The organism is Ktedonospora formicarum (genome assembly GCF_016587355.1).
GTDB lineage: Bacteria > Chloroflexota > Ktedonobacteria > Ktedonobacterales > Ktedonobacteraceae > Ktedonobacter > Ktedonobacter formicarum.
Window position 1 is genome coordinate 260,556 of the sequence record NZ_BNJF01000001.1, and the last position, 13,776, is coordinate 274,331.

The 13,776-nt window shown below is 51.6% G+C and carries 9 protein-coding genes and 1 pseudogene; 1 reads left to right on the top strand and 9 read right to left on the bottom strand.

The annotated features are described in order from the left end of the window. Window positions 1-222: 222 nt before the first annotated feature. From K3T82_RS01110 to K3T82_RS01155, 9 genes and pseudogenes are all read right to left on the bottom strand, one after another. On the bottom strand, window positions 223-1,203 hold the full coding sequence (locus K3T82_RS01110; RefSeq protein ID WP_220191665.1) for a M56 family metallopeptidase: 981 nt from the start codon (window positions 1,201-1,203) through the stop codon (window positions 223-225). After that, window positions 1,203-1,661 (bottom strand): BlaI/MecI/CopY family transcriptional regulator, encoded by a 459-nt coding sequence (locus K3T82_RS01115; RefSeq protein WP_220191666.1) that lies wholly within the window; start codon window positions 1,659-1,661, stop codon window positions 1,203-1,205. Before K3T82_RS01115 ends, K3T82_RS01110 begins: the two co-directional genes overlap by 1 nt. 387 nt (window positions 1,662-2,048) lie before the next feature. Continuing rightward, window positions 2,049-3,118 (bottom strand): annotated as a pseudogene (locus tag K3T82_RS49755) (lactonase family protein). Window positions 3,119-3,492: 374 nt separating this feature from the next. After that, on the bottom strand, window positions 3,493-4,038 hold the full coding sequence (locus K3T82_RS01130; protein ID WP_220191668.1) for a hypothetical protein: 546 nt from the start codon (window positions 4,036-4,038) through the stop codon (window positions 3,493-3,495). Between the two features lie 633 nt (window positions 4,039-4,671). Then, window positions 4,672-6,039 (bottom strand): dipeptidase, encoded by a 1,368-nt coding sequence (locus K3T82_RS01135; RefSeq protein ID WP_220191669.1) that lies wholly within the window; start codon window positions 6,037-6,039, stop codon window positions 4,672-4,674. Between the two features lie 293 nt (window positions 6,040-6,332). Further along, window positions 6,333-7,370, bottom strand: coding sequence for a LacI family DNA-binding transcriptional regulator (locus tag K3T82_RS01140; protein WP_220191670.1), 1,038 nt, complete (start codon window positions 7,368-7,370; stop codon window positions 6,333-6,335). 78 nt (window positions 7,371-7,448) lie between these two features. Continuing rightward, window positions 7,449-8,321: a carbohydrate ABC transporter permease gene (locus K3T82_RS01145; RefSeq protein ID WP_220191671.1), complete on the bottom strand. Its 873-nt coding sequence runs from the start codon at window positions 8,319-8,321 to the stop codon at window positions 7,449-7,451. 15 nt (window positions 8,322-8,336) lie between these two features. Then, complete coding sequence (locus K3T82_RS01150) at window positions 8,337-9,305, bottom strand: carbohydrate ABC transporter permease (RefSeq protein WP_220191672.1); 969 nt, start codon at window positions 9,303-9,305, stop codon at window positions 8,337-8,339. Between the two features lie 41 nt (window positions 9,306-9,346). Then, a complete protein-coding gene (locus K3T82_RS01155) occupies window positions 9,347-10,717 on the bottom strand; it encodes an ABC transporter substrate-binding protein (RefSeq protein WP_220191673.1) in 1,371 nt (456 codons plus the stop codon). A 333-nt stretch (window positions 10,718-11,050) separates the two neighbouring features. Between K3T82_RS01155 and K3T82_RS01160 the strand changes: the two genes are divergently transcribed. Further along, window positions 11,051-13,714 (top strand): GH116 family glycosyl hydrolase, encoded by a 2,664-nt coding sequence (locus tag K3T82_RS01160; RefSeq protein ID WP_220191674.1) that lies wholly within the window; start codon window positions 11,051-11,053, stop codon window positions 13,712-13,714. The last annotated feature ends 62 nt before the right edge of the window (window positions 13,715-13,776 follow it).

Here is a 13,776-nt window from a genome sequence, read left to right on the forward strand (position 1 = left end):
ACCACCCTCTATCCTTTATTGTCCGGTACAGGTCTCAATCAACAAGCTCAAGATTTGTTTTTTGTCTTTCTTGGCATTCTTCCGCCGATAGGAATATTATAAAAATCCATTCTACTATCGTCAATAGTACGCATGTCAATAATAGAAGATGTTTCGGGGAATCAGATTCCAAATGTAGGAGAGAGAGTGCGGTTGGAATATGCCCTTCTTGCAAGCAGCAATCTAGAGCATTAGTGCACATTGCACACTGTAGAAGACAAGGACACACAGGCTTGTCCCCAGAAGGGCAAAAAAGATGACAAAGCTCACACGCCATCTCAGATTGAGGTGCCGCTCCTGGAATGCTTGTGCCAACCCATCTTGAGCACCCAACTGTTTCTTCCAGTGGCGCAATCTCGCGATTCGTTGTTCTATAATCGTTTGCTCATCTGCAAAGGATGGCAACGTTTCAAGGCATTTCCCTTGAGACGCCTGCTCAAGCGCATATAAATTGACTTTGAGCAGGGCCGAGGCGAGAGCTAGAGGACGGCGTGTCGTAAAGGCGGCGCCTTCGTCGCAGGCCAACTCCTTTTCCTGATGCATCTGCCAATACATGGTCTTTTGCCAGGGAAGGAAAAAGAAGGCATCACGAAGCAGGGTCGCAAGAAAGAGTATCAGATAATCATGGCGTACCACATGCTCCAACTCATGAGCAAGAACACCTTCGATCTCCTGAGGATCTAGATATTCTATCATCCAGGTTGAGAGGAGAATCACGGGTCGAGTAACGCCATAGGTCAGGGCAACGGGAAAGGAGAGCATGCACAGAAGCAGGCGAGGGCAGGCGATCCCTCGTTGCTTCGCCAGTCGATGAAGATATTGTTGCAGCACAGGGGGGGCAGGAGAGCCAACCTGGGTAGCCTGTTTCCTGATACGCAGCAGATGAATCGCACGTCTCCCCATAGCAGCACAACCAACCCCGGCAACAAGAAGAGGAAGGTCAATCCCGAGGAGCACATCCCATGTAGGAAGCATACACCATGCACCCAGTATATGATGTAATCCACTTACTCCGATGGCAAGGAGCAGAAACGGCAAGAGCAAGATGCTCAATTGTAACCACTGTCGTTGGAGCCAGGACTGCGCATGTTTGAGTGTGTAGCGCAACACCAATGTATTCCCCACCACCAATAGTAGACTGATCAGGCTTAACACCGTATGCATCAGTCAGGTTCCTCCTCCTCTTCTGCTCGCTGTTGCAAAATATCGTCTAATTGTTCGCGCATATGTGAAGCATGTTGTGAAGACTGCAACGTTTTCAGGTGCTCAAATGTTTCCCCAGAGAAATTGACGTAGAGGTCTTCTAAAATACGACCCACAAAACTCTCAATGAAGGCTTGCTGAGACATGACAGGATAATAGACATAGGCAGCATCTCTCTTTTCAGTCCGAAGTAAGCGTTTCTTGGCTAGCCGTGTCATCGTGCTCATCACTGTCGTGTAGGCAAGACGTCGCCGTTCATACAAAGGCTCAAAAATATCTCGAACGAGGACCCCCTTCTCAGGAGAACGAGCCCAGATCAGTTCCATGATTTCTGCTTCCAAATCGCCCAATACCTTGCGAATGCCGGTACGGTCAGTTCGAAACGTGGTAATATCGGGTTCTGGTGGCTCTGTCGTCATATGCCTGCCCCTTCATATCATGCTATGGTTACACTCCTGAATGCAATGGGTCTGAGCGCTGTTCATGCGAGCTCTTAAGAGAGTATAGGAAACAGCGCAATCTCTGTCAAATCAAAGTTGTTCTGCCAGAACACCTCATCAAAGGAGAAGAACTCAATCGAAAATAGGATGGCATCCCTTTAGAGGCCTCTGGCGCGCATCCCGTGAGACTCGCCTCCGAATGATGAGCCCCAGCTTATGACCCTCCTTCCCCACACAGATCCATCATATCTGCTTCCAGGCCTTGTGCCCTGTTGGAGTGCAAGACCTGGAAGCAGATATGATATTGCTCTTAGAGCAATGTTCTCTACCTTAATGAAGGACCGTTGCATATTAGCCTGCGCGTTCTCAACTGATCAGTTGCACGCATGATGCGCCTGGAACGGTAACGCTCGTCATTGGTTCCCCAAGGGCGCGTGTGCCTTCCACGACAGGGAGAACCGTGACCTCACCACTATATTGGTTTGCTACCAGTAAAAACCGTCCATCAGGAGCAACAGCAAAGTGACGCGGCCAATTGCCACCCGAGGATTCAGTAGCCAAGCGCTGCCAGCGACCGTCTGGGCCGATCACAAAAACTGCTATGCTGTTATGCCCACGATTAGAAACATAGAGCCGTTCGCCTGCGGAGTCAAAGTGAATATCGGCGACTGCATTCTCAGGAGCATGTACTGGTACTGTTTCGAGGACCTGGAGCAACTCCACATGACCTGCCTCAGTGGTGTAGTCATAGATGAGAACAGTGTTGTCTAATTCACAAGCAACGGCAAATTGTGGGCGCAGTGGGTGAAATGCCATATGGCGAGGACCTGCTCCAGGCCGAGTGTGTACCTGGGAGTGCGCGTGTGCTGTCCCTTTGGCTGCATCAAAGGCATAGATTATTAGTTGATCAATGCCCAGATCTGCCACGATGAGAAAACGATTATCAGGCGCAAAGATAGCCGAATGTGCATGGGGCCTTCTTGCCGGGCTGGATGTAGTCCGCGCCCGTGGTGCTGAACAAGGTCGCTCATTGGGCCCAGGCTGCCCTCTGGCTGAATGGGAAAGATGGCAACAGTGCCGCTGCCATAATTGGAGACAACGAGCCATTTGCCACTGGCATCAAGCGCCAGGTGACAGGGCGCATCACCACCGCTGGCCTGATTATTAAGGAGGGAAAAAACCTCGCGTTCGCCGAAGGCATCCAGAGTCAGAGCCCAAACTTTCCCTTCTTGGCCGTCTTCTTGCTGATTCATCTCACTGACGGCATAGAGCCAGCGCCTGTTGGGATGAGCGATGAGGAAAGATGGATGGGTAATACCAGAAGAAGATCCTTGTGGCGTCAATTTGCCAGTTGCGGTGTCAAAAAGAAAGGTATGAATGCCAGGAGTATCGGAGGAGGCATAACTGCCAACGTACACACTATATTGGGATTTCATGCTCAAATAGCTCCTAAACTAGACGGAGACTGGTCTTCGTGAGGGATAGGGCAATCGATTGCTCTTGTAGGACACATATTACCATTTTTTGTAGCTATTTTCGACTGGTGGTCTGGGAGCAATTCAACTTGTGCAATTCCCAACGCTTATAGCGAGTGACGTAAAGCGCACTCGTCGCAAACCTTGCAGAACCCCTGACGGATCGAAGCCTTTGCGACCAAGGAAGAAATGCGAAAGGTGGATGGTTTTGTCCAGATAGGGACCCTGAGAACCTCGAATTTCTTGATACTCTAGAAAAGAAACGACTGTTATCGACACTCTAGCAAGAAATGAGTGGGCGGAACATCGAAGACCTACCTATCTTTGATGTTCTCTTAGAGAGGATATTTTCCCTGCCAAAGAATTCGGTTGTGGGCATCTTTTGCCAGTTCACATGCCATATCGTCGAGCTTCATATACACCTCCCAAATTTCTTCCTGACGCTGCTTCGCAATTTGCTGAGCAATCTCTTGTTCCAGCAATTCGTTTCGTTTGCCTTTCCAGATGGTATCGGCAAATGCAACCAGAGTATCTTCCAACTGCACCGATGCTTCTCGGTCCCATTGGCCATGGGTACGAGCAAAACGTGTGTGGGTTTCCTGAAAGCCATTCTCCAGAAGGAGCTGCGGCCCAATCTCTTCATGGTAAGAGCCGGGACCGTTCAGTTCGTTGGGATAGGCGATTTTCCCCACGTCATGGGTTGCGGCTCCAATCAGAACACCTTCTCGGTCATAGACAAGCAGAGGCCAGCACGCATCTATCTGTTTCACAAGGGTCATAGCAACATCATGCACGATAATTAGATGAGCAACTAACCTCTGTGGCGCCGCATATTTGGTGAGCATCTTTAGTACGTCTGATGGCAGTTCTTGATACGACATAAGCGACCTCCTGAGAGAGCCAAGAAAAGCGGTTACAGCTGCTCGTAGAGTTTACCCATATGCATCCTTCCCCTCGAGCCGTCTCCTCGAGCTTGTGGGATTCCCCCTCCCCAAATACAACAGTTGGTTACACATGGCTGAGGTCGCGATTCTGGAGCGCAATGCACAGCCACATTTTCTCTGCAAACCGGTCAACTGATAGATAGTGGGAAAGAACGCCAGCACGGTCAATACGCTCGTCAAGGCGCTCACCACAGCTCTATCCCACGGCTGGCTCAGTAACGAGACTGCCATACACCTGCTCTTCAAGTTCGCCGGAGAAGCTATCAACGTTCATGAAGAAATGACTTGTATCCGCGACGAATGTGCCAGCTAGAGAGGAGGGGAAATCTACACGCTGGGATAAAGGAAACCCAACGCCCTCCGACAATACATGTACTAAAATTGCTCGTAAGCGGACCCAAACTCACGCAGAGGAAAAGTCCGCTTACAGCTGCTCGCCTCCTGCCCGTGCCATTCAACTGAACAAGAGCGCATCTAACGCCCCTGCGTTTACTTCACAAAGCCACTGGAACACGTTCATCACTTACAAAGGTTGTGGCACCTTGCAAAAAACACATCAATTCTTCTTTTTTATTTGTGAGCCAAACGATGAAGAATCTTACCGTACGCAACAGGACCACGCCGGAAGCTGGCCAAACGGAAAAATTCATTGGGCGCGTGAATCTGCTCGTCCTCTAGACCAAAGGCGAAACCAACGGTGTAGGCGCCCAGATGGGTCAGAAATAACTCGCAGACAGGAATGCTCCCACCCACACGTCTATGATAGGGGGCTTTGCCGTAGAGTTCCTCTAGCACAGCTGCCGCCGCCTGATTGCCCCAATGTTCCGCAGGGATCAGATATGGCTGCGCCGCGCCAGGAAGGGCACGCACTACGACCTGGACGCCAGGAGGAGTATGCTTCTCGACATGTTTGGCAATTTGATCAATGATGGCGACTGGATCCTGATCTGCGACAAGACGGCAGGTAATTTTAGCATGCGCTTCTGCTGGCAAAACCGTTTTGACCCCTTCACCCTGGAATCCTCCCCAGATACCGTTGATCTCCAACGTGGGACGCGCCGCAAGATGCTCTTGAGAGGTATAGCCTGGCTCAGCCAACAACGTGGTCACACCGATCTTTTCCTGATACGCCTGCACGTCGAATGGCAGAGCGGCAATAGCAGCGCGATCTGCATTGGAGAGGGGTAGTACACTCTCGTAAAAGCCCTCCACCAGGATTTTGCCTTCGGGGCTACGGAGGGAAGCGAGGATTGCAGTCAAGGCGTGAATGGGATTGGGTACGGCGCCGCCATACATGCCAGAATGCAAATCACCATTCGCGCCACGCACATCGATCTGCATACCAGCCAACCCTTTGGCGGATAGCATCAACGAGGGCTGATCTTCGCTATACTGACCACCATCGGAACTGAGTACGAGATCACAAGCCAGCAGATCACGATGTTTCGTGATAAAGGACGACAACTGCGGGCTGCCAATTTCCTCCTGTCCTTCCAGGAAGAATTTCACGTTGATAGGCAAGGCTCCCTCTGTCTTGAGCAAGGCTTCTACGCCCAGGATAGGCGTGAGCATATTCCCCTTATCATCTGACGCACCACGAGCATACACGCGATCCTCGATGATTGTCGGCTCAAATGGTGGATGTGTCCACAGCGCAAGCGGATCTACCGGCTGGGTATCGAAATGACCGTAAATCAGCACAGTTGGCTTCTCAGGCGCGTGGAGCCATTCTCCGTAGACAACTGGATGCCCTCCCGTCGCTAAGATCTGCACATGTTCTAGACCGGCAGTTGTCAGACGATCAGCTACCCATTGAGCAGCGCGTTGCACATCAACAGCATGTGCGGGCAGCGATGAAATACTCGGGATGCTGAGAAATTGCAGAAGCTCGTCCTGATATTGGGACTGATGCTCTACGAGATACGTTTCCCATGTCATGATTGTAGATTCTGCCTTTCTAAAAGGAAAGCGTACATAGGGTGCTCTCTGCAAAATATCGAGCTACGGATATGTCCCTACAGAATACCCAGTTCCGCACAACAACGCTGGAACCGATGCGACTTTTCTCACTAAGCTTCAGCATACTCTCCACAACTGCTCTTTAGCAAGACAGACAGACACATTCACTGTGCCACACATTGTGCCAGGGCATCCAGTTCGCCCCTGGCGGTTAGCTGAGTGGGCCTTGAGCTACGTAGGCACGAAGGTTTACCCGATAGCTGAAACAACGCTTAATCAGTGTGCTGGTTGCGCACCGAGTCACGCACGATCAGCTTTGTCGGTAGCGACCATTTTATCGGAAGCGTGGCTGACTCTTCGGGTGTGTCCTTCAGTTTGAGGAGCCGATCAAAGGCGACCTGCCCCATCATCTCGGCCGGTATTTGCACTGTAGTGAGCGCGGGACTCAAGACGCGCGTAATTTCAATATCGTCAAATCCGACAATAGAGATATCACCAGGAATCGAGAGGCCCCGCTTGTGGATCGCCCGATACACGCCAACCGCTGTTTTATCGCTTACAGCGAAAATCGCGGTTGGCGGCTCAGGAAGGTCTAGCAGACGGAGCGTTTCCCCGTAGCCCTTCTCTTCTCCGCTCGAAATGCGTGGAGGGATAAGCTCTTGATCCGGACCCAGGCCCTCCTGCTGCATCGCTAACATATACCCTGCCAACCTCTCACTCAGCGTCCAGTACTTGGAAGGCCCTCGCACAAAACCAATACGCCGATGTCCTTTTTCCAGCAGATATTGGGTCATCGTATAAGCCCCAGCAAAGTTGTCTGGTACGACAGCTGGTAGGCCTATTCCAGGGATATAGTGATCCACCATGACAACAGGTAAATGACTCTCAACGACTGCCTGCACGAGATTTCTATCGAGATCCCCCCCCCCCAGGATAATCATGCCAGCGGTTACCTCTGGTGTCCAATGATCCATATTCAGGCCATCATCGGGATGTACAAACTCCAAAGCTATACGATAGCCCTCGCGTCTTGCTGCCGCCTCCAGACCAAGCAGGACGGTTTTGTTAAACGGGTCAGAGGTGGGAGCTATGGGCAAGCGTTCAATCAGGATTCCCACGGTCTTGGGAACCTTGACGCTTCGGCGTGGTAAACGTTGCTCATATCCCAGAGTGCGAGCGACTTCCAGAATATGTTGCCTGGTCGCAAGAGCAATACCTTTCCCCTCATTGAGTGCCAGCGATACCGTTCCAATTGAAACTCCTGCGGCTTCGGCGATATCGCGCAGTGTTACCGTACCTTCAGTTGCCATGTTGTGTATTTGCTCCTAAAACTTTCTTTCCAGGCATATTACATGTTATCCCGATGCACAATTGTAGCACCTACTCCGCTATCTCTTCAATCCAGTTGTCGCTAAACTCTCTGTCAGGGCACGTTGCGTAAAGATGAAGAAGATCAGAATAGGCAAGAGCACCATAGAAATCGCGGCAAAAATTACCGCTGGCGATCCGCTGGCATACAGTCCCTGTAAGGCAACCAGACCAACGGGCAGCGTCATGTTCTCTGGCGAGGTCAGGAAGAGATTGGGCCAGAAGAAGTCATTCCAGATCGCCTGGAAGATCACGATTGCTAGCGCCGAAATCGTGGGCCACGAAAGCGGCACATAGATCCGAAAGAGAATATGCAGATGGCCTGCTCCATCGAGCTTCGCCGCGTCGTCCAGTTCCTTTGGTATTGTCAGAAAGGCCTGGCGTAGCAGGAAGATTCCCAGCACATTGATAAGCGCAGGGAGAATGATCGCCGCGTGCGAGTCCATCAGTCCCAGGACGCGTATCAGGTAAAAGACGGGAATGACCGTCACCTGAGTAGGCACCATCAGCGCCGCCAGGAGGATAATAAAGAGCGTATCACGGCCACGGAACTTCAAGCGCGAGAAGGCATATGCCGCAAGCAAGCAGACAATAATTGAGCCAACAGTAACGAGACACGAGATCTTAAGGCTGTTGAATACCAGCAGCCCGAACGGCATCAGTTTAAAGACCTCTCCAAAGTTTTCAAAAGTGATTCGTGTTGGAAGCCACGTGGGTGGTAACGCATAGGCCAGATCCGATGGCAAAATCGACGTGACCAGTACCCAGTAGAACGGTGCGAACATGAGCAGACCAATCAGAATCAATATGAGATTCAGAATCCAGCCTCCCACTCGGCGCGGGGTGATGTGGCTTTTCCTTTTTGTGGTTGCAAAAAACGACGTCACTGCCATTGTTTCTTCCCCTTTCTAATCGTAATTAACCCAGTAGCGACCTGCACGCATCTGAATGAGTGTCACCATCATAATGACCACAAAGACAACGAGCGCGATAGTCGAAGAGTATCCCATCTGGAACGAGCGAAACCCGCTCTCGAAGATAAGCTGCACAATACTTCTGGTAGCGTTACCAGGACCTCCCTGCGTCATGATGTACATTGGCTCAAACACCTGGAACGCGCCAATAAAGGTCATGATGCTGGTGAAGAAGATTGTAGGCGACAGGAGAGGTACAATCACATGCCAGAAGCGTTGAAAAGTGCCCGCTCCGTCTATCCTCGCAGCCTCATGTAGATGCGCCGGAACGCCTTGCAAGCCAGCTAACAGGATAATAAAGGTGAAGCCCAATGTGCGCCAGAGATCAACAAAGATGATCGTGGGCATGGCCCATTGTGGCGATAAGAGCCAGTTAGGCGGTTGTATTCCTAACAGCTCAAAATAGTAGTTGATAAAGCCAAAGCTTGGGTCCAGTGCGAATTTCCACATTAGAGCAACTGAGGCCCATGACATAAGCATGGGAAAAAAGTATGCTGTGCGCAAAAAGTACTTCAATGGCGCGGGCATCGCGCGGTTGACGGCCAGAGCCAGCAAGAGACCGAGGCCGATATGGAGCACCATCGACCAGAAAGTGAAGATAAAGGTGTTGAGCAATGATTGGAGAAAGGCCTTATCCGTAAAGAGCTTGGCATAGTTCGCCAATCCGGCAAAAGTCGGAGCGGTCAGAATGTCCCATTTGTAAAAACTGATGACAATCGATGCAATGACTGGACCACCGATAAAGACGATGAAGAGAAAGAAGGCTGGGCTCAGGAAGAGATAGCCTACCAACGCTTCACGCTTTTCTCCAGGCGAACGCCGCTTTCTTCCTGCGCCACTAGAACCTACAATGGCATGTGTCCCTGTTTGCCTTGTTGTATCCAGGTTTACCTGTGCACACATGTTGCCTCCCTGGTATGAAAATTACATAACCTCTTTGTTCTCTACACAAGATTCTCTTGAATAACCTCGTTCAAATCTCTCAGCCCTTGCGCTACGTCCATGTTGCCCGTCAGGAGTTGCGCATAGGAATCTTCAATGGCTTTCTGTATAATGTTCCCTTTATCCGGCGAGGGAATCGGAGTTGAATAGTCCAGGGCCTCGTAGAGTTTCTCGCTTCCAGCAGGCGAGTTGGAGAGAAAGGCATCGCCCAGGGCAACCGATCTGCGCGGCGGCACAATCGTTCCCCCCTGCCTCGCGAAATATTCGCTCGCCTGTTTGGAGGTAATGAATTTCACAAAAGCCCAGGCTGCTTCCTTGTTTTGAGAAGATTTGAGGATGGGATAGGCATTCCAGCCAATGGGAGAGCCTTGCTGCGTTTTATGGGGCCAGGCGGCAATTTTGAGCTTCTTAATCATGTTGAGGCCCCGCATTGTTGTCACGGGCCAGCGACCTCCGCCAAACATTGCCAGTTTCCCCTGGCCCATCGCCGCGAAACTGTCGAAGACACCGCCCGGCAATGGACTAATCCCCTGAGCTATCAGTGAGCGCATAAACGTCGTGGCTTCAATTGCAGCGGGCGATGCTACAGTTGCTTGCGTCCAGTCAGCGTTTAGGGTACTTGCGCCATTTGTGAGCAACCAGGACATGATACCAGCGAAATACGCAGGAGGCACATAGATTCCATAGGTTTGCTTCGGCTTCGTCAGCGTTTTGGCGATCTCCAAGAATGCATCCCAGGTCCAGTTGTCTGTGGGATCGGCGATTCCTGCCTGGTGAAACATCTCGCTGTTGTACCATACGCACATGGTATTAAATTCGCCAGGTAGATAGTATGTCTTACCATCCGGTGATGATAATTTATTCCACTTGATGAGATTGGGATGGATGTCGCTGAAGAAGTCCGCCAATTCATCCTGGTCGCGCTCAATAAAGGCGTCGATATGTTGTACAAGACCCCGACTGGCGAAGAGGCGCTGCCCCTCTGTCGCGACTTGAATAAGGTCAAATGCCTCGCCACCCGCGATTTGAGTCGCGATGACGTCAAAGAACGCGGCCCAACTACTACTAGGAATACCTTTGGCCTTAAAAGTTACATCAGGATACTTCGAACGGAACAGATTAAATAGCGCGTTCCAACTTGCCTGATCCTGGGCCGATCCCATATAGACCAGGGTAAGTTCACCCGATATCTTCGTACCTTTGGGCGCGGGCTTCGTGTCTTCCGCGACGACACTGGTCCCACATGCCGCCAGGAGTGAGGTCGTACCCAATGCTGTGAGGCTGGTATATCCAGCACGCTTGAGAAAATCTCGGCGCGATACATCTCTCCATCTTCCATGTTGAGAAAAGAGAGCGTATTTCTCGCTGTCCATAAGTCCTCCTTGGCTTTCTCTCATGGCCATTCGTTGCCAGACAGACTCATTTGCGTTCAGCTTAACATCTTATGCTTAAAATTGTCAATGTTTTTAACAAAAAACAATTTAAAATATATTTAAAATAAAGTCTTTTTTTAGTTGAAAAACAAGATGTTCTATGGTAGGCTATAATTAGCCTTTGCGCGTAGCAATCAGGAGAATGTCCGATTGCTACGCACGCCCCTTACCCAAGGCCCACACAGCGGGCTAGGGGTCCACCATGACAGAATGAAATGGTCCTGCCCCAAATGGGACTTGATAGCGTTTTGTATGACATAGTAAGGAGATACAATGACCGATCTTGTCTCAAAACCAACGCATCCAGAACAACGCCGAACTGGATATTTGTATAGAGGAGAAACTCTTCGTCACGTAGCGATGCCGCTAGGAGGAATCGGCTGCGGACAGATCGCCCTGGGAGGCGATGGAGGCTTGCGGCAATGGCAAATGGTCAATCAGATCAATCATCTGGGCTTTGTTCCCGATAGCTTCTTCGCCATTCGTGCCACCTGTGGAGAACCACCCATCAATGAAGTGCGTATCTTGCAGTCGCGTGAGGTACTCAATCTTCCCACGGAGCAGACACCACTGGTAAATGATAACGTTATTCCAGAGGACCAGCGAATGCTGCTCCAACGCTTCCCTGGTGTGACACGTACTACATTCACAGGCGCCTATCCTTTCGCTCGCATCGGCTATGAGGATGAACAGTTGCCAGTAGAGGTCGAGTTGGAGGCATATACACCCTTCGTTCCCCTGGACGCCGAAAAGAGTTCGCTCCCTGCAATTCTCTTCTCCTTCAATGTGCGAAACCGCCTGCCATATGAGGTTCATGGAAACCTGGGCGCGACCCTGCAAAACGCCATCGGTTGGGATGGCCTGACTCCTATCTCCGGCAATCGCTGCTCTCTGTATGGTGGCAACGTCAACCGCGTGCATCGGCGTTCGCGCTACACATCGATTGTGATGGAGAATCCCTCACTGTCAGGAGATCATCCAGGCGCGGGGCAAATGGTCCTCTCATGCCTTACTCCCGGCACAATCACGTATGAGCGCTGGACAACGCCCGAGCAATTCATTCAATATATGCAGGGAAATCTTTTTTTTACTCAGGGGACGCGCTTTACACGCCAGCCGGTCAGTCAGAACAGCCCATTGGTGCCTGGCGGGTCCAGTCCTGCTGGAGAGACCTGCAATGGCGGGTTACTCACACCGTTCCGCCTAGCCCCTGGCGAAACGACCACTATTATCTTCATTATGAGCTGGCACTTCCCCAACCGCTATCTTAACTTCGATCAATTTGGGACACGGCGCGACTACGGCAAGAGTAAGTTCTGGCTCGGGAACGCCTACACGACACGCTTCGCCGATGCCCTGGAGGTAACGGAATATCTCATAGACAACCGCGCGAGTCTGGAAGATGCTTCGCGCCGCTGGTCTGAGGGCATCTTCCAATCAACACTGGACTCCTGGCTGGCGGAAGCACTGGCTGCCCAGGGAATATTTATGCGTAGCCCGACAGTCTTCCAGACTGAGGATGGTCGCTTCTATGGTTTCGAAGGCTCGCTTGGCGCTTCGACCCAGATGTGGAATGCCCTCTATGGTGGCTCCTGTCCTCTCAACTGTACCCATGTCTGGAACTACGAGATGGCGCTCTCTCGGCTCTTCCCCAGGCTTGAGCAGAGTATGCGTGAAACTGACTTCGAGCATGCACAGTCCGCCGAAGGCTATATCCCTCATCGGACGGTACTGCCTCTGTACCTGCCTCAGTTCTGGAATGAGCCTATCGGCGGTCCTACCAATCCGGCGCTTGATGGAATGCTTGGCACTATTCTCAAGACCTATCGGGAGGTGCGTCAAGGGGCCGGGGATGCCTGGCTTGATCGCCTCTGGCCGCGCGTGAAGATGCTTGTCCAGTATATCGTAGCGCACTGGGATGAAAATGATGATGGAGTTCTGGAAGGCGAGCAGCCCAATACCTACGATATCGCGTTCTATGGACCCAATATGTATATCGGCGCTCTCTGGCTGGCGGCGCTTCGAGCGACAGAGGAATTAGCAAAGCAACAGGGTGAAGCCTCCTTTGCGCGCGAGGTTCGTCAACGTTTTGAGCGTGGTAGTACTCGCTATGACGAATTGCTCTGGAATGGCGAATATTATATTCAGATCATCGATGACACCATGCCCCAGGCCGATCAGTTTGGCGAGGGCTGCCTGGCAGACCAGCTCTTCGGGCAATGGTGGGCACATATGCTGGACCTGGGCTATCTTCTCCCTGAGCAACACGTCAAAACGACACTGCGCTCTATTGTACAATACAATGTGCGCCACGGTTTCCGCGACTTTGAACATCACTATCGCGTCTTCGCCAATGATGAGGATAGTGGCTTGCTTGTATGTACCTGGCCTCATGGTGGACGCCCGGAGATTCCGGTGCGCTACTGTGATGAGGTCTGGACCGGCATGGAGTACCAGGTGGGGGTCCATTGTCTCTTCGAGGGACTTCATGATGAGGGACTGAGCATTCTTTCCGCCCTGCGTCAGCGCTATGATGGCACACACCGCAATCCCTATAATGAAGTTGAATGTGGCGACCACTACGCCCGCGCGATGGCAGGTTGGTCCATGTTGGAGGCGCTCAGTGGCTTCACCTATCACGCGGTCAAGGGGCTGCTTTCCTTTGCGCCACGAGAAAGAGCCCCTGAATTCCGCGTTCCCTTCATCACCGGTTCCGGCTGGGGTACATTCGAGTGGACTGAAGACCACATTCGCCTCACATGTGCCTATGGTAAAATTCACATCAGGCAGCTCTCACTGCCAGGCTGCCCAGCAAACGCCCGTGTCACGCTGGATGGCAAGCACATTCGCGTCGAAACGCGGCAAGACGACAACCAGACCTTCGTCTTCGCCGAACCACTTGTACTACCTGCCGACTCCTGCCTGGAGATTGATTAAGTCCAATACGAGTCGTTTCCAGGCCGATGAGGTAGGGGTGGTACGTGAAGCAATCGGGCGCC